The following is a 19,909-nucleotide window of genomic DNA, read 5'->3' as shown; positions in this document are numbered from 1 at the left end:
GGACGCCGCCGGCCCCCGGAGAGGCTCCGGGGGCCGGCGGTCGGACGTCCGTTCCGCGTCGGTGCTGCGCGGCGGTCTCAGGAGGACAAGGCCTCCAGGAGGTCACCCACCTGGGGGTCGGGGAGGGAGCGGGCCACATCCGCCTGGGCCACGATCCCGACCAGCGTATGGCCGTCGATGACCGGCAGGCGGCGCACCTTGTGCTCGGTCATGGTGCGGAGGATCTCCTCCGCCTCGTCGTCGGCCCCGATGGTGACGGCTTCCCCCTGGGCCAGGTCGCCGGCCTTGGTCTCGGCCGGGTCCTTCCCCGCGCCGAGGACCTTCACCACGATGTCCCGGTCGGTGAGCATGCCCTTGAGCTTCTTGTCGTCCCCGCAGATGGGGAGTGCGCCCACGCCGTGTTCCGCCATCTTCTTCGCTGCCTCCACCATGTTCTCCTGGGCGTCGACGCACGTGGCGTCCGGAGTCATGATTTCGCGTGCGGTCGTCATGATGCCTGTCCTCTCGTGGGGCTGGGCCGTTCGGTTGTCTCGTACGGCGCCTGCCCCGGCCGTTCCCGTGTACGCGCGGACATCCGGCCGACTGCCGGTCCCGCCTCCGGACATCGGGCGCCGCCTACGGGGCGGGGCCTACCCGTGGCCGACGCGCTCGGACAGCGCCGAGTAGCCGTACTGCAGGGCGTCGGCCATGGTCAGAGCGGTCAGCGCCCCGGTCACCGTGCTCGTGGCTCCGGGCCAGACGGCCCTGGCACCGGTGAAGGTGGCCACGAGCCACACGCTGAGGCAGAACGGGCAGCTGATCAGCTCTCCCGCGGTCTTGCGACCGGGTTCCTCGCGCGGGGTCTCGTTCAGTTCCGCGGGAGCGCCGGGGCAGTCCACCCGCGTGAAGGGTGCGCGCAGCGGTCGCGTCACGGTCGCCTTCCCGATCAGGCGGCTGAGGCGGAAGGTGGCCGTTGCGGTGAGCAGCAGTTCCCATGGCCCGGGTGGGGCGGAACGGGCCCGCCCCGACCTGCGGCCCAAGGCGGCCCAACCGGCGGAGTACGCCGCAAAGCCGGCCATGGCGGCCAGGTGGCCACCGTGGGGACGCAGACCTTCGAGTGACCCCATTACCATCCCTCACTCCGCCCGGTAGGGCCTTGGTGCCTTCATGGTGATCAGGCAGTACAGCGGTTGTTCCGTGGCGCTTACCCGGCTCCCGGCGGGACACACACGGTGGACGAGGCGGCGGGCGGGTGTAGGGGTCCACCCGCCGGGCAGACGCCGGGTCACGAAGGGGCGGCACGAAACTGCCGCCCGGACCGCCGTTCCGGGAGGAATGATGGCCGTTCGACACCGACTCATCCACGCCGCACCCCACGAGGTGTGGGCCGTGCTCGCCGACGCCTCGCGCTACGCGGACTGGGTCGTCGGCACCAGCGAGTCGCGCCCCGCCGGCGGTCAATGGCCGGCGGTCGGGTCGTCCCTCGAATACACCGTCCGGCTCGGACCGTGGTCGGCTTCCGGTACCACCGTCGTACGGCGGGTGGAGGCCCCGGCCGAACTGGAGTTGGAAGTCGACAGCGGCCCCCTCGGAACGGCCCGGGTCGCGATCGAGGTCCGCTCGTGGGGCGAGGAGTCCCTCGTCATCGTCGACGAGCACCCCCTGCGGGGACTGGGAGGCGCGCTGCACAATGCCGCGCTCGACGCTCTCCTCCAATTGAGGCACCGGGAGATGCTCGCCACGCTCGCCAAGGTCGTGGAACAGGCCGCAGGAACGGGCGAGCACGTGAAGACCTGAGAGAGCCGGCCACGGCTCAGTCGGCCCGCCTGCGACCGCGTGCCGGCCCCCGGGGCGGGGCCGGCACGGGAGGGTACTCAGCCGTCCGCGTCCTCCTCCCCCTTCCCCGTGACGCCGCGGATCGCATCGCGGGTGCGGTCGACCAGAGCGGCCAATGGCCCCACCGCCATGTTGGCCGTGGCGCTCTCCACGCCTGGATGCGGGTGGGTCGGCGCCAGCTTCTCAGCGGCCCGGACCGCCTTGGCCATGGCCATCAGCCGCGCCGGGGAGCTGCTGCGCCGCAGCCGGGCGAACTCGTAGCGCTCCTCGGCACGTGCGTGCACGAGGACGGCGTCGCGCAAGGACAGCAGTTTCGGCATGAACCTGGGGTCGCCGGTGTCCAGGTCCTCCAGGGCCGAAAGCACCTCCTTGGCGGCGTTCTCCTCCGCGAGACGCTCCTGCACGACGTCGTCCCCGCCCTCGAAGGCACCGCGGGCGTGCGGGTGCACGACCTCCTCCTCCGCGGTCTCGTGGACGGCCAGGAGCCGCACCAGACGCTGGAAGGCGTCCTTGCGGGCCTCGCCCTCAGCCAGCCTCACCTCGTCGAAGAGGCTGTGGATCTGTCCGTGCTGGCGCACGAGGAGGGCGACCACGTCCTCGCCGGCCGCGGGATCGCCCACCTGCTTGTCATCGTCCTTCACACCAACCTCCTGACTGCGGGTCACGCGCGCTGTGACGGGTCGGGGTGGGGCCCGTCGGTCTCCAGGCGGTAGTCCCGCCCGAACATCTCCTGGTGCTGCTCCACGACCCGGTCGCTCGGCGGGGCCTCCCCGCCGTGGATCTGGGCCTGCATCTCCTCGAAGCGCTCGTGCGCCTCGCGCACGTAGCCGGCGCCGAGCGTGGTGAGGTCGATCTGGGTGGCCAGCAGTTCCCGCAGATAGGCCTTGTTCGGCTCGAAGGTGACGACGTTCGGCAGCTCCGGTGCGAGGATCTCCTCGGGGTCGCGCCCGTCGTGGCGCCGCATGAGGTCGCAGGCGATCCGCAGGTGCTCCAGCTCCATGTTCAGGTGCAGTTCCCACAGGGCCTTCACCTTGGGGTGGCTCTCCTGCTCCATGAAGGAGTGGTACAGGTAGCACTCGTTGTACTCGTGGGTGACCAGCTGCTCCCACCAGGTCTCACCCGGGTCCACGAGGGATTCGTAGTGGGTGACGTGCTCCTCCTCGATGAGGCCGATCTCCTGGTAGAGCTGTCGGGCGATGGGCTCCATGTAGGTGGGGCCGGTGTTCATGTAGAAGTTCATCGTCTGCTGCTCCGCCGACAGGATGGTCAGCGCGTGCAGCTTCGACAGCGGATCCGTGCGCGCCTTGTCGTAGGGGTCGCGGACGTTGTCCACCGGATTGCGGTGGTGCATCCGTGTGGGCCGGCCGGGCATCACCTCGGTCAGGCCGTCCACGATCGCCTCGGCCTTGCGGTGCTCGATCATCTCGTACAGGTTCGCGTAGCGGTACAGGTGGTCGAAGTCCTCCAGCACACCGAACTGGTAGGCCTGCTGCAGGTACGGATCCGGCTCCATGCGCGCCACCCACGACGTCAGGTCCACCGCGACCTGCTCGTAGGCGATCGTCGTCTCCAGCACCGAGGACACTCCCGGCAGGAGCCAGTTGACGGCCTTCTGCTGCTGCGCCTCGATGTAGCGGGTACGGGCCAGCTGCCGCTTGACCTCCGGATCCACACAGTTACGGGCCAGATTGTGGCCGAAGAGGATCGCCTCGACCTCGATGCCGTTCATCGTGATGATGCGGCAACGGGTGTACGGGTCGCTCGCGTCGGGGTCGATCGGGGAGACATCCAGCTCGCGCCAACTGCGCAATTGGCGGTCCAAGGGGATACCGCGCTGTTCCAGCGGGTTGAAGGGCATGGAGGTCACCGGCTTCCCGAGAGTTCCGTCTCGCGCACGCACGTACGCGTGGCGCGGGTGTGACCTGGGAGCGGGTGCCACCGAACGGCAGGACGAAACCCCGATATCCAGACAGAAAGCCCGCTGAGGTCGCATCCAGCCTCCAGGAATGCAGACGCCCGCGGGGGTCGATCCGAGCCGCGCCGCGCCGCGTCACCCGACCGGCGGAGTGGCGGCCCCGACCGGCCGTCCGTGCGCAGCGGTCACCGCAGCGGGCCGGACGTGGGATCGGCCTCCGCCGCGTCCGCCAGGGCCTGGGCGGCGGCCTCGGCGGCGCGCGCGGCGTCGTCGGCGGCCTGGTTCGCCCGGTCCTCGGAGGGGCCGCCGTGGGTGGCGCGCGAGGGAGGGAGCACTTCGTTGAAGGCGCGGCTGACGGACTGGAGCGCGGAGGTGACCTCGCCGGGAACGATCCAGAAGGTGTTGCCCGGACCCTGGGCGAGCTGCGGCAGGGCCTGGAGGTACTGGTAGGCCAGCACCTTGGGGTCGGGGTCGTTGCGGTGCACCGCCTGGAAGACCTCGTCGATGGCGCGCGACTGGCCCTCGGCCCGCAGGATCTCGGCCGTCCGCTCACCCTCGGCGCGCAGGACGGCAGACTGCTTGTCCCCCTCGGCGGTCAGGATCTGCGACTGCCGCTGCCCCTCGGCCCCCAGAATCGCGGCGCGCTTGTCCCGCTCCGCCCGCATCTGCTTCTCCATGGCGTCCTTGATCGACTGCGGCGGATCGACGGCTTTGATCTCCACGCGGTTGACCCTCAGGCCCCACTTGCCCGTCGCCTCGTCCAGCACCCCGCGGAGCTGGCTGTTGATGGTGTCGCGAGAGGTGAGGGTCTTCTCCAGGTCCATGGACCCCACGACGTTGCGCAGGGTGGTGACGGTGAGCTGCTCGACCGCCTGGAGGTAGTTCGCGATCTCGTAGGCCGCCGCCCGCGGGTCGGTGACCTGGAAGTACAGGACGGTGTCGATCTCCACGACGAGGTTGTCCTCGGTGATGACCGGTTGGGGCTTGAAGGAGACGACCTGCTCCCTGAGGTCGATCACGGGATGCACGCGGTCGATGTACGGGATGACGACGTTGAGTCCGGGTCTGAGCGTGCGGTGGTAACGGCCCAGCCGTTCCACATTGCGGGCACGTGCCTGGGGCACGATGCGCACCGCTCGCACCACGGTGAAGACGGCGAAGACCGCTGCGAGGACGCCGGCGACGACCCAGGCTTCCATGGTCACTCCCGGGGATAGACGAATGCTGTACTGCCGCTGATCTCCACCACGTCGGCGGTCGCGCCCGGCGGGATGACCGACGTCTCGTCGTAGGCCCGAGCGGTCCACTCCTCACCGCCGATGCGGACCCTGCCGCCGTGCGCGGTGACCTCACTGACCACGTAGGCGGGCTTCCCCACCAGCGCCTCCACACCGAACCGCGCCTCTTGGCGCGGCACAAGGCGTCGCAGCGCGAGGGGGCGTACGAAGAGCACGCTGAGCGTCGCGACGCCGGCGAACACCAGGAACTGCCCCGGTACCGGGAGGCCGAGCGCGGCGGACGCGGCGGTGACCGAAGCAGCCGCGGCGAGCAGGCCCAGCGCGGCGGTCAAGGTGAACACCTCCGCGACGGCCAGCACCGCCGCGGCGATCAGCCACATCAGCCAGGGCTCCACGAAAGGCCCTCCTCCCGTGCGGGCGACCGAGGACATGCGGGCGTGGGCCGCTCCTTTTGCCACAAATGTACCCATTTCATCCGTCGGAAAAAGCGGGTCCGACAGCCCATTGCCCAGCCGTTTGTGGGCAGGCGCAGCACACCACTCCTTCTCTGGAGGCTGACATGGCTTCGATGCACCACACGCCTATCGAGGAGCACCCCGACCTCAGGGACCTGCGCGCCCGGCACGACCGCGCGGCCGCCACCCCCCGCGCCCAGATGATCGAGGCACTCGCCCTGCTCACGGGCCTCTACCTCGCCGCCTCGCCGTGGATCGCGGGCTTCAACGGTTTCACCACGCTGGCCGTCACCAACCTCATCGCCGGCATCGCCTACATGCTGCTGCTCGGCGGCCTGGGCAACTCCTACGAGCGCACTCACTCCATGGCCTGGGCTGCTGCCGTCATCGGTATCTGGACCTGCATCGCCCCATGGGTCGTCGCCGGCGACGTCGCGCACACGCGCTCGATCACCAGCAACCTCATCACGGGCGCCCTCGCCACCCTCCTCGCCCTTGCCGCGGCCTCGGGCGCGCGGGACCACGACACCGGCAGCCGAGGGTCCGGCGCCCGCCGTCCCATGACCGGAACCCGCTGACACGACGCGATCGCGCGCGAGCGTCCCGGACACCGTGGGACCGGCGTCGGCCGGGTCGGGCACCGCCCGCCCGGCCGACGCTCCCTACGCCCCCGGGCGACGGCGGCGCGCAACCGGCTCGGCCGCGGCGCCGCCCGGCCCCAGCAGTCCCGTGGGCCCGGGCTCCGCGCCGGCCGCCAGGACCTGACGGGCCCGGTGGGCGACGACCGCCGGCAGGAGGGGGCGCACCACTTGCGCGCCGCGCACCCATGCTGGGGCGTACACGTGGGCCGACCGGCGCTCGATGCCGCGCACCATGGCGCGCACGTACGGGTCGGGGTCGTGGACGGCCGAGGCCGGCCAGGGCAGGTGGCTGCGCAGCGTACGGAAGGCCTCGGTCCGGTCGGCCTCGCGGATCAGGCTGGTGTCCGCCCAGCTCGGATAGGCGATGCCCACGGCGACCCCGCGGTGCGCGACTTCCGCCCGCAGGACGTGCGCGAACGCTTCCACCCCGCTCTTGGAGGCGCAGTACGCGCTGAGCAGCGGTGCGGGCGCCAGGGCGGCCAGGGAGGCGACCTGCAGGAAGTAGCCGCGCGTGCGCAGCAGATCGGGCAGCAAGCAGCGCGCCGTCAGGGCGCTGCCCACCAGGTTGATTTCGACCACCCGACGCCAGGCGCGGGGGTCACCGTCCAGCAGCGTTCCGCCCATGGCGACCCCGGCATTGGCGACCACCACCGAGGGCGCGCCCAAGGCGGCCCGGACCGCAGCGGCGGCCGCCGCGAGGGCGTCGTCGTCGGTGACGTCGACGGGCCAACAGCCCGCCGGGCCGGGCAGCTCGGCAGCCAGGCGGCCGAGCCGGTCCGCTTCCAGTCCCACCAGGGCGACGCGGGCGCCGCGCTCCGACAGGGCTCGCGCCAGGCCTTCGCCCAGCCCTCTCGCGGCTCCGGTGACCACGGCCACCCGGCCCTCCAGAGGGCCCGAGTGCCTGCTGCACCGGCGGCCGCGGATCCCCATGGCACGCCCCTGCCCGCCCCGCTGCCCCCTACACCTCGGCCTGCGCCCAGCCGTTTGCGGCGCGTGGCCCAGGGCAGCCGCTGGGCGACACGACGGGCAAGGAGAAGGCACATGACCTCACGCATCCGCAGCACCTCCAGGAGGACGCCCGTACAGCAGGCCGCCCTCATCGTGGGAGCGGTCTTCCTGCTGGTGGGCATCCTGGGCTTCATCCCCGGTATCACCACCGACTACGACACCCTCCGTTTCGCCGAGCACCACTCCGAAGCCAAACTGCTGGGCATCTTCCAGGTGTCGGTCCTCCACAACATCGTCCACCTGCTGTTCGGCATCGCCGGCCTCGCCACCGCCCGCACCGCGGCATCGGCGCGCACCTACCTCGTCGCCGGCGGCGTGATCTACCTGGTCCTGTGGATCTACGGCCTGATCATCGACCACGACAGCGCGGCCAACTTCGTCCCCGTCAACAGCGCGGACAACTGGCTGCACTTCGTCCTCGGCGTCGGGATGATCGCCCTCGGCGTCCTGCTCAGCCGCCGACCCGCCTCGCGCTTCTGACGGAAGGACCGCGCCGTGCCCCTGTCCATCGCGCGACAAAGCGCCGAAGAGCTGGGCGGGCAGTCCAGCATCCTGAGCCGCCAGCGCCGCGACCACGCCGAACTCGACCGCCTGATGAGCCTGTACAAGACTCCCGGGCTGCCAGTGTCGGAGCGGCAGGACATCCTCGAAACCATCTTCCACCTGACCTTCAGCCACGCCTTCGCCGAAGAGACCGTCCTGTGGCCGGCGCTGCGGCGGCTGGCTCCCGACGGGGAGAAGCTGACCGCACAGGTGGAAGCGGAACACCAGCAGATCAGCGACCTGGCCGTCGCCATCGAGGCCACCGACCCCGGTGACACCCGCCGCGAGCAGCTCGTGGCCGCCTTCTTCGCACTGATCCGGCAGGACATCCGCGACGAGGAGGACGAGCTGCTGCCTCGGCTGCAGGAGGCACTGGGTCACGACGCCGCACGGTTGCGCCGCCTGGGCTCGGCCTGGGAGACCGTCCGGCGTACCGCTCCCACGCGCCCGCACCCCGGCGTGTCGCGCCGCCCGCCGGGCAACGCCCTGGCGGGAGTCCCCCTCAGCGTGCTCGACCGGGCTCGGGACTCGTTCGTGGCCACACCCTCCCGGGGGCGCGTCCTCACCGCCGCGCTGATGGCGGCCGCTGCGGCCGCCTGCTTCGTGGGGGTCGTCCTGCGCCGCCGACGCTGAGGTACGCCCCGTGAACCCGCCCGCCCGTCCGCACGGGGCCGCCCTCGCAACGCGACCCGAACGGCGCAGGTCGCTGCTCGTGTGCGGGCTGATCGGCATCGCGGTCATGGCCGCCGTCGACGAGATCGTCTTCCATCAGATCCTGGGCTGGCACCACTTCTACGACCGGTCGACCCCCGCGGTGGGTCTGATGTCGGACGGGCTTCTGCACACCGCCGAACTGCTGGCGCTCGTGGCCGGATTCTTCCTCTACGCCGATCTGCGCCGCCGCCGCGCCCTGGCCCCGGCGCATGCCCGGGCCGGGTTCCTCCTCGGCGCGGGGGCCTTTCAGCTGTTCGACGGCATCGTCGACCACAAACTGCTGCGGCTGCACCAGATCCGCTACGGGGTCGACATCGCGCCCTACGACCTGGCCTGGAATGCTGCCGCCCTGGCCCTGATCCTGATCGGCACAGCGCTGGCCGTCCGCGCCTCACGGCGGACGAGGGCGGAGTCCGCTTCGTGATGTCCGCACACGTCCACCCCGACCCGGCCGCAGGCCCCGGCCCTGCCGCGGTGGCCGCCGCGGCGGCCGCAGTGCTCGGGGTGGCCGTCTACCTGCTGGCCGCCCGTCGGCTGCGCCGCCGCGGGGACCGCTGGCCCCGGTGGCGCGACGGCTCCTTCTCACTCGGCGGCGCGGGCGTGGCCTCGGCCGCGAACCTGCCGCTTCCGGGCGGCCCGTACACCGCCCACATGGTCCAACACCTGGTCCTCGGGATGGCGGCCCCGCTGCTGCTCGTCCTCGCCCGACCGCTCACCCTGGCCCTGCGCACCGCGGGCCCCGGCCGGCCCCGTCGGGGGCTCGTGGCCCTCTCCCGCTCCCGCCCGGTCCACTGGCTGGTCTTTCCCCCGTTGGCCGCGCTCCTCGACATCGGCGGACTGTGGCTGCTGTACCGCACGCGGCTGTTCGCCGCCACCCAGGACACCCCCTGGGTGCACGCCCTGGTCCATGCGCACGTGCTGGCGGCCGGGTTGCTGTTCTCCTTCGCCGTGTGCCGGCTCGACCCCGTGCGACGCCGGTGGGGCGTCGCCGTCCGCGGGGGCAGTCTGCTGGCCGCCGGTGCCGCGCACGCCGTGCTGGCCAAGACGCTGTACGCGCAGCCCCCGCCCGGCACCGCCTTCGCCGCCGCCGACCTGCAGATGGGGGCACAGGTCATGTACTACGGCGGTGACCTCGTCGAAGCCGCCCTGGCCGCCGTGGTCGCCGCCTCGTGGTACCGAGCCCGCCACCGGCCTGCCCGGTACGCGGCCCGGGCCCTGTCGGGTCGGGCCGGGGGGCGGCGATGGGACGACGAGGCCCGGGTAGGAGCGGGGCGAACATCGGGCCGGGCCTCGCACACGCCGGCCTCGGCGGGGTGAACACGACGAGAACAGGGGAGCAGCACATGCCGTGGGCTTTCAAGACGGTCGGGTTCCGCGGGACACCGGCGGGCGACCTGCCGCTGCTGGTGTTCGTGGACGAGAACGGCGACGACCGGGCGCTGGAGGAGCAGCTCACGGAGCAAGGACTCGGCCCCCTGCCGGCGGACGCCGACGAGCTGTTGCGGCCGGTGACGGCCTGGACGGCGGTCCTGGAGGGCGGCGCGGTGACCGTCGCCCACGCCGGAGCCGCGTTCTACCGGCCGCCCCCCGGCCTCGTACCGCAGGCCTGGACGGACATGGTGATCGCCACCGGGCGGGTCGTCCTCGTCTGGCTCCCGGGAACGCACCCGCCCGACGACGAGCAAGTCCTCGCCCTGCTCCGGCAGGGAGCCGGCCTGTGGGGAACGGCTGCCCTGGGCTCTTAGAGGGTGTCCTGCCGGTCGTGCCGGGTTTCGGCGTCGGCTGCTCGCCGGTCGGCCCGCACGATCAGCAGGGAGATCAGCGAGGTCGCCACGAGAACGGCGCCGACCGCGATGTCGAGCACCCGGTTGCCGTTGTCGACGTCCGCGTTCTGCAGCCCCAGTACGAAGGGGGAGACGAGCATCCACAGGCCCGCCAGGCCGACGATGACATCGGATCGCCACGTGCTGCCCCGGTAGATCCGAAGGCCGACGACGAACATCAGGATCGCGCCGACGATCGCCTCGTTGACCTGTGCGTCCTTCGCCCCGTCGTGGGTCGCCATCGGAAAGATCCACAGGGCGGCGGATGCGGCGAACATGATGAGCCCGAGCACCTGGTCGTGCAGGCCCTGGCGGTAGTCGTGGGCCTGGGCGGCCGGCACCGCGGCGTGGTGTGAGTGGTAGGTAGCCATGGCATCCTCCTGCACCTCGCCTACCCCGATCACCGGCCCGAACCCTTTCGGGGGCCTGGGAAACGGCTCCGGCGGCGACGGCGCCCCGGCGCGCGTTCCTGCTCGTGGTTGCGTTGCGTGAGCCGAATGGGTCAATGAGCGGCTGTCTCATGGCCCTTCGTCACTATCCGTAGTACATCTGTAAGCCGCGCGTAAAGCTATGCGGGTAGCGGCGCGTGATCCGACCGGGTGTCCGACGCAAAGGAATCGTCCATGGCGACATCGACCGAACCCGTCACGCCGATCCCTGTGCGGGGCCGTTCGTGGGGGAGTGTGGTCGTCACCTGGCTGACGACCACCGACCACAAGAAGATCGGGCACCTGTACCTGATCGCGTCGTTCATGTTCTTCATCATCGGCGGCGTGCTGGCGCTGCTGCTGCGCGCGGAGCTGGCCCGGCCCGGCATGCAGATCATTTCCAACGAGCAGTACAACCAGGTGTTCACGCTGCACGGCACGATCATGCTGCTGTTCTTCGCCACCCCCACCTTCGCCGGCTTCGCCAACGCCATCATGCCGTTGCAGATCGGGGCGCCCGATGTGGCGTTCCCACGTCTGAACATGCTGTCGTTCTGGCTGTTCCTGTTCGGCGGGATCATCGTGGTGGCCAGCCTGTTCACCACGCAGGGAACGGCCGACTTCGGCTGGACCGCCTACACGCCGCTCAGCGGCGGTGAGCGCACGCCCTACGTGGGCGGCGACATGTGGATCATGGGCCTGGCGCTGTCCGGCTTCGGCACCATCCTGGGCTCGGTCAACTTCGCCACGACCATCATCTGCATGCGCATGCCCGGCATGACGATGTTCCGGATGCCGATCTTCACCTGGAACGTCCTGCTCACCTCGGTGCTGGTGCTCTTCGCCTTCCCGGTCCTCGCGGCGGCGCTGCTCGTACTGGAGGCCGACCGGCGTTTCGGCGCGCAGGTGTTCAACCCGGAGAACGGCGGCGCGCTGCTGTGGCAGCACCTGTTCTGGTTCTTCGGGCACCCCGAGGTCTACATCATCGCCCTGCCGTTCTTCGGCATTGTCACCGAGATCTTCCCCGTCTTCTCCCGCAAGCCGCTCTTCGGCTACCTCGGCCTCATCGGCGCGACGGTCGCGATCTCGGGCCTCTCCCTGACCGTGTGGGCCCACCACATGTTCGCCACCGGCGCCGTGCTGCTGCCGTTCTTCTCCTTCATGACGTTCCTCATCGCGGTACCCACCGGCGTGAAGTTCTTCAACTGGATCGGCACGATGTGGAAGGGGTCCATCTCCTTCGAGACACCGATGCTCTGGTCGATCGGGTTCCTCGTCACCTTCCTCTTCGGCGGTCTGACCGGCATCATCCTGGCCTCGCCGCCCATGGACTTCCACGTCACCGACTCCTACTTCGTCGTGGCGCATTTCCACTACGTGGTCTTCGGAACGGTCGTCTTCGCCATGTTCGCCGGCTTCTACTTCTGGTGGCCGAAGATGACGGGCACCCTGCTCGACGAGCGCCTCGGGAAGATCCATTTCTGGACCCTCTTCATCGGTTTCCACCTGACCTTCCTGGTCCAGCACTGGCTCGGGGCCGAGGGCATGCCCCGCCGCTACGCCGACTACCTCGCCGCCGACGGATTCACCGCGCTCAACACCCTCTCCTCGATCGGCGCCTTCGTCCTCGGCCTGTCCACCCTGCCCTTCTTCTACAACGTGTGGAAGACGGCGAAGTTCGCACCCCGTGTCGAGGTGGACGACCCGTGGGGCTACGGCCGCTCCCTGGAGTGGGCCACGTCCTGCCCCCCGCCACGGCACAACTTCGTCACCCTGCCCCGCGTACGCTCCGAGTCCCCGGCCTTCGACCTCCACCACCCGGAGATCGCCGCCTTCGACTACGCCGGCGACCACAAACGCGACGTCGTGGACCAGGACAAGGCCTCTGCTCCCCGAGGGTCCCTGCGCGGCAAGGGCCCGGAGCAGCCGCAGTAGGAGGCGGCGATGAAGGATCGCCCGGAGGACACGGCGGCCGGGCTCGCCCGGATCGAGGGGTACTTGATGGGCCAGGCGGCGCTGAGGGAGGCCCAGGAGCAGGGCGAAGCCTTCGCCCGCGCGCTCACCTGGCTCGGAGCCGGTGAACAGGAGGAGATCAGCCGCCGGTTCGCCGAGCACCACCTGGACCTGCGCAAGAAGATGCTCGCGGCGACCGTGACGCGGGCGGCGGAACTGAGGGCGGAGTACACCCACCGCTACGTGCACCTGCGCCGGCGGACCACCGGCCTGGCCGTGGCCGCCTTCGCGCTCTGCACCGCCGCCCTGCTGCTCCTGTCCCGTCTCTGACCGCCGCCGGCCGCGAGGAGCGTCCGCGCGGTCAGGCGCCGGGCGGGTCGGGCTCTGCCTCGATCTGCTCCTGCGTGATGACCTGCAGTTCGTTCGTGCGCTCGTTGCGGATCCGGTAGACCGCGTGCGGGCCGGGATCGCGGACCTCCTCGATCCGGCCCCGGTGCAGGTCCTCACGGCCGTCGCGGTAGGTGACCCGGTCATTCTCGGCGGGAACCATGATCGTCTCCTCGGACGGGGGCCGCCGGTCGCCGCCCCCCGACCGGTGCGCCCTGCGCAGCTGGTCAGCCCCGTCGCGGGAAGAACGCCCGGGCCCGGATGGCACAGACTGGAAGAAACCGCACGGACCGAGACGAGAGGCGGCGGACCCATGCCCCCTACGGCGCTCATCGTGATCGACATGCTCAACACCTACGAGCACGAGGACGCCGAGGCGCTGGTCCCGTCCGTCCGCGAGGCGCTGCCCGGCATCCGGCAGCTCCTCGAACACGCCCGCGCCAGCGCTTCGCCCGTCGTCTACGTGAACGACAACTTCGGAGAGTGGCGCTCCCACCACGGCGAGATCCTCGACGCGGCCCTCGCCGGCCGTCACCGGAGCCTGGTGGAGCCGGTCGCCCCGGACAAGAACTCCCTCTTCGTGGTGAAGGCGCGGCACTCGATCTTCTTCGAAACCCCGCTGGCCTACCTGCTCGGCCAGTTGGAGGCGGAGCGCCTGGTCCTGTGCGGTCAGGTGACCGAGCAGTGCGTGCTGTACTCGGCGCTGGACGCGCACATCCGGCACTTCGACGTCGTCGTGCCCGAGGACGCGGTGGCCCACATCGACGCCGATCTGGCCGGGGCGGCCCTGCAGATGATGAGCCGCAACATGTCCGCCGACGTCTGCACGGTCGAGGACGTCGAGTTCGACGGCTGAAGGGACGTCCGACCGGTGGACGGACGAGCCGCCCCGGCGAGTCCGCACCGGTGCCGGCCCGGCCGCGCATGAACCCCCGGCGCCCGGGCAGATGCCCCGGGCACGCGTGACGCGGGCGAGAACGAACCGGTACCGAGCCGGCCGATGAACCCCAGAGGTGGACCATGACCTCGAACCGAACAGGCGCATCCCCCGCGGACACGTCCGCCGACGGTCAGGACCGGGCGACTCCCTGGACCGATTTCCAGCGGGTCCTGGACCAGATGTTCGACCTGCTGGAAGGCTCCCGCCAGGGCGACGGAGCGCCCGCCACCACCAGGACACGCCGCCGCCCGCGCGGCACGGGCGGCGGCAAGCGGTGACCTCGCGGCCGCGGCGACCATGACCGCCGGGCACAGGGCAGGGCGGGAGGCCGGGCGCCCGGCCGACGCCGCGTGCGGCGACGAGCTTCCCGGCCCGCAGGCAATGGCGGACCTCGCGCAGTGGGTGGGCATCGCGTCCGTCTCCTCCGACCCGGACCACGCCGACGACGTGCGCAGGTCCGCCCGGTGGCTGACCGAGGCCCTGCTGCGCGCCGGCTGCGCCCGTGCGGAGCTGTGGGAGACGGAAGGCCTCCCGGCCGTCTACGGCTGCGCGCCGGCGGCCGATCCGGACGCGCCGGTCCTGCTCGTCTACAGCCATCACGACGTCCATACCGTCGACCCCGCCGAGTGGCGGGTCACGCCGCCCTTCTCGCCGCTGCGGGACGGCGACCGCCTGTACGGGCGGGGTGCCTCCGATGCCAAGGGCCAGATCCTGTGCCACCTGTGGGCTCTGGGTGCCCACCTGGCCGAGCGCGGCGCCCCCGCCCCGGCCGTCACCGTGAAGTACCTGATCGAGGGGGAGGAGGAGGTCGGCTCGGTGCATCTCGCCGACCTGCTGGCGCAGCACGCGGACGACGTGCGCGCGGACGTGGTCATGGTCTCCGACTCCATGCTCTGGTCACTGGACGTACCGGCCGTCTGCGGCGTGGTCCGGGGGTCCGTCACGGCGACCCTCCGCGTCCGCGGTGGACGGCGCGACGTCCACAGCGGGGCCCTGTCGGGCGCCGCCTCCAACGCGGCCTTCGAGCTGTGCAGGGTGCTGGACCTGCTGACCGACGCGTCGGGGCGGATCACCCTGCCCGCGTTCTACGACACGGTGGCCGAACCGGCCCCGGACCTGCGCGCCTCACTGGACACCCTGCCCTTCGACCTCTCCGCCTGGCAGGCCGACACCGGCACGTTCGCCGCCGTCGGCGAAGCCGGGTTCTCGGTGCCCGAACGACTGTGGACCCGCCCGTCCGTCGAGGTCGCCCGGCTCACCGCGGGCCGTACGGACGCCCCGGCGCTCGGACTCGTCCCGGCGGAGGCGTGCGCCGACCTGCTGTTCCGGCTCGTACCCGACCAGGGGGCCGACCGGGTGGCCGAGCAGTTGCACGCCTGGGTCGAGGGCCACCGCCGGCCGGGGTACGCCTACGACCTGGACGTCTCCTCGACCATCTCCGACCCCTACCGGACGCCTCCGGAGCATCCCGCCCTCGCGGCGCTGCACCGGGCGGTCGGCCATGCGTACGGGGCTCCGGCCCGGCCCATCGGCAACGGCGGGGCGACCCCCGCCGCACAGCTGGCACGGGCCTGCGACGCCCCGGTGCTCTTCTTCGGAACCGGCCTGCCGGGGGACCGGTGGCACGGCCCCGAGGAACGCGTGGAGATCAGCGCCCTCCGCCTCGGAACCCGCGCGCTGACCCGGTTCCTCCGCGAACTGGACACCCGCTCGGGCCCGGCCCGGCTGCGCCGCCCCGACGCCGAATGAGCCGACGTCTGCTTGAAAGGCCCAGGTGCGGGCAGGTGCGGGGCATGTCGATCGCCTGATCGGACCGGCTCGCACGTGCCGGCCGAGCCGGCGCAAGGAGTGCAGAAGCATGGTGTACGCGACCTGGTCCTGCGAGAAGAACGAGGTCTCAAGGGCGTCCCTGGGCGCCGCGGCGCGGGGAGGTGCCTCATGTGCGGCCTGAGCGGAGAGGTGCGGTTCGACGGCGGGCGCCCCGACCTCGCCGCTGTCGAACGCATGACCGATGTCATGGAGCCGCGGGGTCCTGACGGCAGAGGGATCTGGTCCCAGGCCGCGGTCGCCCTGGGACACCGGCGGCTGCAGATCATCGACCTGTCGGAGCGCGGCGCGCAGCCCATGGTCGACTCCCGCCTGGGCCTCACGGTGGTCTTCAACGGCTGCATCTACAACCACCGCGAGCTGCGCACCCGACTCGAAAGGCTCGGCCACTGCTTCTTCTCGGACTCCGACACCGAGGTCGTCGTCAAGGCGTACGCGGAGTGGGGCCGGGACTGCGTCGAATTCTTCGTGGGCATGTTCGCCTTCGCCGTCGCCGAACACCGGACGGGCCGTGTCGTCCTGGGCCGTGACCGGCTGGGCATCAAGCCGCTCTACGTAACGGAGGACGGCGACCGGCTGCGCTTCGCCTCCTCCCTGCCGGCCCTGCTGGCGGCCGGGGGAGTGGACACGTCCATCGACCCCGTGGCCCTCCACCAGTACCTGAGCTGGCACGGCACGGTCGTAGCACCGCGCACGGTACTGGCGGGCGTGCGCAAGGTCCCGCCGGCCACCGTCCGGGTCGTCGAGCCCGACGGCACCAGCCACGACCACTGCTACTGGCAGCCCTCCTACACCAGGCGCTCCGAGCTGGGGGACGACCCGGTGCTGTGGCGGGAGGCCGTCCACGAGGCGCTGTGCACGGCGGTACGGCGCCGCACGGTCGCCGACGTACCGGTCGGGGTGCTCCTGTCCGGCGGTCTGGACTCCAGCCTGATGGTGGCGATGCTCGCGGAGGAGGGACACGACGACGTCCCCACCTTCGCCATGGGCTTCGAGGAGGAGAACGGCGAGGACGGGGACGAGTTCCGGTACTCGGACATCGTCGCGCGCCGGTTCTCGACCGACCACCACCAGTTCCTGATCCCCTCCGACCGCCTTCCGGCCGCCCTGGAGGCCGCGATCGGCGCCATGAGCGAGCCCATGGTCAGCCACGACGCCGTGGCCTTCCACATGCTGTCCGAACAGGTCTCCAAAGAGGTCAAGGTCGTCCTGTGCGGCCAAGGCGCGGACGAGGTCTTCGCCGGCTACCACTGGTATCCGCAGATCGCCTCGGCGACCCGGGCGGGCGCGGACGACGCCTACGCCCGCGCGTACTTCGACCGCACGCACGCCGACCTCACCGCCATGATCCACCCGGACCTCGCCGTCGGCCACGACGCGGCCACGGACTTCGTCCGGCGCCACATGGCGGCCCCCGGAGCCGACACCGCCCTCGACGCGGCCCTGCGCATGGACGTCCACGCCCTCATGCCGGACGACCCGGTCAAGCGGGTCGACAACATGACGATGGCCTGGGGACTGGAGGCCAGGGTGCCGTTCCTGGACCAGGACCTCGTGGAGCTGGCGGCCGCCTGCCCGCCGGGGCTGAAGCTCGCGCAGGGCGGCAAGGCCGTCCTCAAGGAGGTCGGGCGCACGGTGCTGCCCCGCGAGGTCGTCGACCGGCCCAAGGGCTACTTCCCCGTCCCGGCGGTGCGCCACATGGCCCGGCCCGTGCTGGCCCGGGTACGGGACGCCCTGACCGCCCCCGAGGCGCGCCGGCGTGGGATCTTCGACGAGCGCCTGGTGGACGAGATGCTCGCGGCACCCAACCGCCACCGCGCCAGGCGTGGAGCCAACACCCTGTGGCAGGTGGCGACCCTGGAGATCTGGCTCCAGGCGCACGGCATCCCGTAATGACGGGACCGGGACCGGGCGCGGGCAGCGCACCGCAGCACCGGGCGCAGTACCGAGTGGTGGGAACACGCAGGAAGCGGAAGCCTGGGAGAGGTGGCCATGCCCTTGGAGCGGACGAACCTCGTGGATCACGCACCCGGTACGGCGGGCGGGACCGCGGCAGTCCCCGGCACCCGGGGGACCGGTGCCGCATCGCCCGCGCCGGCGCCCGTACCGGTGCGGCTGCCCGACCATCTCAGCGCCGATCCGCCCACCCTCCTCACCGCCCACGGCTGCTGGTACCCCTCGGCCGACCCGACGGGTGAGCACGTCGCCTTCATCTGCGACCGGGCCGGCGTCCCGCAGCTGTGGAGCGGCCCCGCCCGGGGGACCGAGGCCCACGTCCTGGACGGCGACCCCGATCCGGTGACGGAGGTCTCCTGGTCCCCCGACGGGCGCTGGATCGCCTACACCTCGGCGCCGGGCGGCGGCGAGCACACCCGCGTCCTGGTGGTCCGGCCGGACGGAACCGGACGGCAGGTGCTCGCCGGAGCCGAGCCGGGAAGCTCCGCGCACCTCGGCTGCTGGACCCGCGACGGCACCGCCCTGGCCGTCACGGTCGCCCAGCCCTCCGTGTCGGGCGCGGAGCACACCGGGGCGGGGCACCTGCCCGCGGACGCCGACGGTGCGCCGGTGGCCGGCGTACGGGCCCCCGGCGCGGCCTGGTCCGAGCGCGACGGGACCGCGACCCTCCTCGGAGGTGCGGCAACGCACCGGGCCGCCGCCCCGCCCCGCGACCTGGCCCCGGCCGTCCGCGCGGCGGCCGGGCACGTCCCGGACCTCGGCCGGGTCCGCGGTGGCGGACTCGCCGCCTACCTGGTCGACCCGGACGGCGCGAACGCGCCCGCCCTGCTGTACAGCGAGGAGGGAGCGGCGTCGCTGCGCGTGTGCGACACGAGCCCCGACGGCCGTCTGGCGCTCGTGCGCCGGGGGCCGCGCGGCCGGCGCGAGGCCCTCGTGCTCGACACCGCCTCCGGGCGCACCACCTTCTCCCTGCACGTCGCCGACGGGGACCCCTGGATCGGGCGGTTCTCCGCCGACGCGCGGACCGTGTGGCTGCGCAGCGACACGGACCGCGAGTTCGCGGCCCTCCTGCGGGTCCGCCTGGACGAGCACGGCGCCGGCGGGGGAGTGTCCGTGGCCGCCGAACGTGAAGAGAGCGCCCTCGACCTGCTGAGCGTGCCCGACCACGGCCGGTGGGCGCTGCTGGCCTGGAACGTGCACGGCGCGACCGAGCTGGAGAGCACGGGCCTTCCCGCCACCGACGCCGACGGCGACACCGGACCGCGACACCGGCCGGTGCTGCCCCACGAGGTGGTGACGCGGATCGCCCCGCTGGAGCGCGGCGGCCTGTTCGCCGCGCTGGCCGGATCCGGGCGCCGGCCCGGCATCTGGGAACTGGACCAGGGGCTCGTCCCCGCGCGCGCCGGCTGGTCGGCCCGCGACGAGGACGCGGTGCCGCCCGGGCGGCCCCCCGTGCGCCCCGTGCCGCTGCGCTGCCGCGCCCGGGACGGGCTGACGCTGGGCGGCTGGTACTACCGGGCACCCGACCGGGACCCGGGCCGCCCCGCCCCGTGCGTGATCCACCTCCACGGCGGCCCCGAGGAACAGGAACGGCCGGTGTTCAGCCCGCTGTACCACGAGATCCTCGGCAGGGGCCTGGACGTGTTCGCGCCCGACGTGCGCGGCTCCTCCGGCTGGGGGCGGTCCTTCGTCGACGCCGACCTCGGCGCCGGCCGGTTCGCCGCGATCGACGACGTCGCCGACTGCGCCGCGCACGTGGTCGCGCTCGGCTACGCCGACCCCGTACGCCTCGGAGTGATGGGCCGCTCGTACGGCGGCTACCTCACGATGGCCTCCCTGGTGTGGCATCCCGACCTTTTCCGCGCCGGGGTCGCGGTGTGCGGCATGTCGGACTTCGCCACGTTCTTCGCCGGCACGGAGCCTTGGATCGCCCAGTCCGCCATGGCCAAGTACGGCCACCCCGAACGCGACCGCGACCTGCTGCGCGCCCTGTCCCCGATGAGCCGCATCGATCAGCTGCGGGCTCCCGTCCTGGCCGTCCACGGCGAACACGACACCAACGTGCCCCCCACGGAGTCCGAGCAGTTCATCCGCGCGGCACGCGGCCGAGGGGTACCGGCACGACAGCTGACGCTGCGCGACGAGGGCCACGAATTCCTGCGGGCGGACAACAGGAGGCTCTACCGGCGGGCCGCCGCCGACTGGTTGGAGCGGTACCTCGGCAGCAATCCCACCCCCTGACGGGGCGCGGGCGGCGGCGGCCGTC

General features: G+C 72.0%; 23 protein-coding genes. 14 read left to right on the top strand and 9 right to left on the bottom strand.

Features of this window, described 5'->3' with window-relative positions:
- Positions 1-77 precede the first annotated feature (77 nt).
- A complete protein-coding gene (locus IF89_RS0117450) occupies positions 78-491 on the bottom strand; it encodes a CBS domain-containing protein (protein ID WP_030768262.1) in 414 nt (137 codons plus the stop codon).
- 138 nt (positions 492-629) lie between these two features.
- Positions 630-1,106 carry a DUF1360 domain-containing protein gene (locus IF89_RS0117445; RefSeq protein WP_043194060.1) on the bottom strand — a complete coding sequence of 159 codons (477 nt, stop codon included), beginning with the start codon at positions 1,104-1,106 and terminating at the stop codon, positions 630-632.
- Between the two features lie 211 nt (positions 1,107-1,317).
- Here IF89_RS0117445 and IF89_RS0117440 point away from each other — a divergent pair, with 211 nt between their 5' ends.
- Positions 1,318-1,776 carry an SRPBCC family protein gene (locus IF89_RS0117440; RefSeq protein WP_030768258.1) on the top strand — a complete coding sequence of 153 codons (459 nt, stop codon included), beginning with the start codon at positions 1,318-1,320 and terminating at the stop codon, positions 1,774-1,776.
- A 77-nt stretch (positions 1,777-1,853) separates the two neighbouring features.
- Here IF89_RS0117440 and IF89_RS0117435 read toward each other — a convergent pair whose 3' ends face one another.
- The 4 genes from IF89_RS0117435 to IF89_RS0117420 form a co-directional block, all read right to left on the bottom strand.
- Entirely contained in the window at positions 1,854-2,456 is a 603-nt protein-coding gene (locus IF89_RS0117435) for a hemerythrin domain-containing protein (RefSeq protein ID WP_051807164.1), read from the bottom strand.
- Positions 2,457-2,476: 20 nt separating this feature from the next.
- Complete coding sequence (locus IF89_RS0117430) at positions 2,477-3,673, bottom strand: hypothetical protein (protein WP_030768254.1); 1,197 nt, start codon at positions 3,671-3,673, stop codon at positions 2,477-2,479.
- Positions 3,674-3,915: 242 nt separating this feature from the next.
- Positions 3,916-4,929, bottom strand: coding sequence for an SPFH domain-containing protein (locus tag IF89_RS0117425; RefSeq protein ID WP_030768250.1), 1,014 nt, complete (start codon positions 4,927-4,929; stop codon positions 3,916-3,918).
- 2 nt (positions 4,930-4,931) lie between these two features.
- Entirely contained in the window at positions 4,932-5,363 is a 432-nt protein-coding gene (locus IF89_RS0117420; RefSeq protein ID WP_030768247.1) for an NfeD family protein, read from the bottom strand.
- A 164-nt stretch (positions 5,364-5,527) separates the two neighbouring features.
- Between IF89_RS0117420 and IF89_RS0117415 the strand changes: the two genes are divergently transcribed.
- Entirely contained in the window at positions 5,528-6,001 is a 474-nt protein-coding gene (locus IF89_RS0117415; protein ID WP_030768245.1) for an SPW repeat protein, read from the top strand.
- Between the two features lie 84 nt (positions 6,002-6,085).
- Here the strand turns inward: IF89_RS0117415 and IF89_RS0117410 are convergent, their stop codons facing one another.
- Positions 6,086-6,994: a short-chain dehydrogenase/reductase gene (locus IF89_RS0117410; RefSeq protein WP_030768240.1), complete on the bottom strand. Its 909-nt coding sequence runs from the start codon at positions 6,992-6,994 to the stop codon at positions 6,086-6,088.
- Between the two features lie 111 nt (positions 6,995-7,105).
- On the opposite strand from IF89_RS0117410, the gene IF89_RS0117405 reads away from it, so the two are divergent.
- Genes IF89_RS0117405 through IF89_RS0117385 form a run of 5 tightly spaced genes read left to right on the top strand, consistent with a single transcriptional unit; the run spans position 7,106 to position 10,074 of the window.
- Positions 7,106-7,552 (top strand): DUF4383 domain-containing protein, encoded by a 447-nt coding sequence (locus tag IF89_RS0117405; RefSeq protein ID WP_030768238.1) that lies wholly within the window; start codon positions 7,106-7,108, stop codon positions 7,550-7,552.
- Positions 7,553-7,567: 15 nt separating this feature from the next.
- On the top strand, positions 7,568-8,248 hold the full coding sequence (locus IF89_RS0117400; protein ID WP_030768236.1) for a hemerythrin domain-containing protein: 681 nt from the start codon (positions 7,568-7,570) through the stop codon (positions 8,246-8,248).
- Between the two features lie 10 nt (positions 8,249-8,258).
- Positions 8,259-8,753: a DUF2243 domain-containing protein gene (locus tag IF89_RS0117395; protein WP_030768233.1), complete on the top strand. Its 495-nt coding sequence runs from the start codon at positions 8,259-8,261 to the stop codon at positions 8,751-8,753.
- Positions 8,753-9,646 carry a cytochrome c oxidase assembly protein gene (locus IF89_RS0117390; RefSeq protein WP_063831311.1) on the top strand — a complete coding sequence of 298 codons (894 nt, stop codon included), beginning with the start codon at positions 8,753-8,755 and terminating at the stop codon, positions 9,644-9,646. The genes IF89_RS0117395 and IF89_RS0117390 overlap by 1 nt, the downstream gene beginning before the upstream one ends.
- 26 nt (positions 9,647-9,672) lie before the next feature.
- Positions 9,673-10,074 (top strand): hypothetical protein, encoded by a 402-nt coding sequence (locus IF89_RS0117385; RefSeq protein ID WP_030768228.1) that lies wholly within the window; start codon positions 9,673-9,675, stop codon positions 10,072-10,074.
- On the opposite strand, the gene IF89_RS0117380 is transcribed toward IF89_RS0117385, so the two are convergent.
- Positions 10,071-10,523, bottom strand: a complete 453-nt coding sequence (locus IF89_RS0117380; protein WP_030768225.1) for an SPW repeat domain-containing protein — start codon at positions 10,521-10,523, stop codon at positions 10,071-10,073. The two genes, IF89_RS0117385 and IF89_RS0117380, sit on opposite strands and share 4 nt — an antisense overlap.
- Before the next feature lie 252 nt (positions 10,524-10,775).
- On the opposite strand from IF89_RS0117380, the gene ctaD reads away from it, so the two are divergent.
- Both ctaD and IF89_RS38060 read left to right on the top strand, forming a co-directional pair.
- Complete coding sequence (ctaD, locus tag IF89_RS0117375) at positions 10,776-12,515, top strand: cytochrome c oxidase subunit I (RefSeq protein ID WP_051807163.1); 1,740 nt, start codon at positions 10,776-10,778, stop codon at positions 12,513-12,515.
- 9 nt (positions 12,516-12,524) lie between these two features.
- Positions 12,525-12,863: a hypothetical protein gene (locus IF89_RS38060; protein WP_043194059.1), complete on the top strand. Its 339-nt coding sequence runs from the start codon at positions 12,525-12,527 to the stop codon at positions 12,861-12,863.
- A gap of 31 nt (positions 12,864-12,894) precedes the next feature.
- Here the strand turns inward: IF89_RS38060 and IF89_RS0117365 are convergent, their stop codons facing one another.
- Positions 12,895-13,083 carry a hypothetical protein gene (locus IF89_RS0117365; protein WP_030768219.1) on the bottom strand — a complete coding sequence of 63 codons (189 nt, stop codon included), beginning with the start codon at positions 13,081-13,083 and terminating at the stop codon, positions 12,895-12,897.
- A 150-nt stretch (positions 13,084-13,233) separates the two neighbouring features.
- Here IF89_RS0117365 and IF89_RS0117360 point away from each other — a divergent pair, with 150 nt between their 5' ends.
- From IF89_RS0117360 to IF89_RS0117340, 5 genes are all read left to right on the top strand, one after another.
- Positions 13,234-13,776 (top strand): cysteine hydrolase family protein, encoded by a 543-nt coding sequence (locus tag IF89_RS0117360; protein ID WP_030768216.1) that lies wholly within the window; start codon positions 13,234-13,236, stop codon positions 13,774-13,776.
- Between the two features lie 164 nt (positions 13,777-13,940).
- On the top strand, positions 13,941-14,138 hold the full coding sequence (locus IF89_RS0117355) for a hypothetical protein (protein ID WP_030768214.1): 198 nt from the start codon (positions 13,941-13,943) through the stop codon (positions 14,136-14,138).
- A gap of 19 nt (positions 14,139-14,157) precedes the next feature.
- Positions 14,158-15,609, top strand: coding sequence for a M20/M25/M40 family metallo-hydrolase (locus IF89_RS0117350; RefSeq protein WP_078628359.1), 1,452 nt, complete (start codon positions 14,158-14,160; stop codon positions 15,607-15,609).
- Positions 15,610-15,798: 189 nt separating this feature from the next.
- Complete coding sequence (locus IF89_RS0117345; RefSeq protein ID WP_030768207.1) at positions 15,799-17,580, top strand: N-acetylglutaminylglutamine amidotransferase; 1,782 nt, start codon at positions 15,799-15,801, stop codon at positions 17,578-17,580.
- A gap of 123 nt (positions 17,581-17,703) precedes the next feature.
- On the top strand, positions 17,704-19,884 hold the full coding sequence (locus tag IF89_RS0117340) for a S9 family peptidase (RefSeq protein WP_420706927.1): 2,181 nt from the start codon (positions 17,704-17,706) through the stop codon (positions 19,882-19,884).
- Positions 19,885-19,909: the final 25 nt, after the last annotated feature.

Source organism: Streptomyces sp. NRRL F-2664, from assembly GCF_000719345.1.
Taxonomy (GTDB): Bacteria; Actinomycetota; Actinomycetes; order Streptomycetales; family Streptomycetaceae; genus Streptomyces.
Note: the sequence above shows the minus strand (reverse complement) of the source record. Positions and strands in the feature narration are given on the sequence as shown.

Bases quoted from the DNA above. Each gene is read 5' to 3' on its own strand.
- IF89_RS0117450 (WP_030768262.1), bottom strand. From the start codon at position 491: ATGACGACCGCACGCGAAATCATGACTCCGGACGCCACGTGCGTCGAC.
- IF89_RS0117445 (WP_043194060.1), bottom strand. From the start codon at position 1,106: ATGGGGTCACTCGAAGGTCTGCGTCCCCACGGTGGCCACCTGGCCGCC.
- IF89_RS0117440 (WP_030768258.1), top strand. From the start codon at position 1,318: ATGGCCGTTCGACACCGACTCATCCACGCCGCACCCCACGAGGTGTGG.
- IF89_RS0117430 (WP_030768254.1), bottom strand. From the start codon at position 3,673: ATGCCCTTCAACCCGCTGGAACAGCGCGGTATCCCCTTGGACCGCCAA.
- IF89_RS0117425 (WP_030768250.1), bottom strand. From the start codon at position 4,929: ATGGAAGCCTGGGTCGTCGCCGGCGTCCTCGCAGCGGTCTTCGCCGTC.
- IF89_RS0117415 (WP_030768245.1), top strand. From the start codon at position 5,528: ATGGCTTCGATGCACCACACGCCTATCGAGGAGCACCCCGACCTCAGG.
- IF89_RS0117410 (WP_030768240.1), bottom strand. From the start codon at position 6,994: ATGGGGATCCGCGGCCGCCGGTGCAGCAGGCACTCGGGCCCTCTGGAG.
- IF89_RS0117405 (WP_030768238.1), top strand. From the start codon at position 7,106: ATGACCTCACGCATCCGCAGCACCTCCAGGAGGACGCCCGTACAGCAG.
- IF89_RS0117390 (WP_063831311.1), top strand. From the start codon at position 8,753: ATGTCCGCACACGTCCACCCCGACCCGGCCGCAGGCCCCGGCCCTGCC.
- IF89_RS0117385 (WP_030768228.1), top strand. From the start codon at position 9,673: ATGCCGTGGGCTTTCAAGACGGTCGGGTTCCGCGGGACACCGGCGGGC.
- IF89_RS0117380 (WP_030768225.1), bottom strand. From the start codon at position 10,523: ATGGCTACCTACCACTCACACCACGCCGCGGTGCCGGCCGCCCAGGCC.
- ctaD (WP_051807163.1), top strand. From the start codon at position 10,776: ATGGCGACATCGACCGAACCCGTCACGCCGATCCCTGTGCGGGGCCGT.
- IF89_RS38060 (WP_043194059.1), top strand. From the start codon at position 12,525: ATGAAGGATCGCCCGGAGGACACGGCGGCCGGGCTCGCCCGGATCGAG.
- IF89_RS0117365 (WP_030768219.1), bottom strand. From the start codon at position 13,083: ATGGTTCCCGCCGAGAATGACCGGGTCACCTACCGCGACGGCCGTGAG.
- IF89_RS0117360 (WP_030768216.1), top strand. From the start codon at position 13,234: ATGCCCCCTACGGCGCTCATCGTGATCGACATGCTCAACACCTACGAG.
- IF89_RS0117355 (WP_030768214.1), top strand. From the start codon at position 13,941: ATGACCTCGAACCGAACAGGCGCATCCCCCGCGGACACGTCCGCCGAC.
- IF89_RS0117350 (WP_078628359.1), top strand. From the start codon at position 14,158: ATGACCGCCGGGCACAGGGCAGGGCGGGAGGCCGGGCGCCCGGCCGAC.
- IF89_RS0117345 (WP_030768207.1), top strand. From the start codon at position 15,799: ATGTGCGGCCTGAGCGGAGAGGTGCGGTTCGACGGCGGGCGCCCCGAC.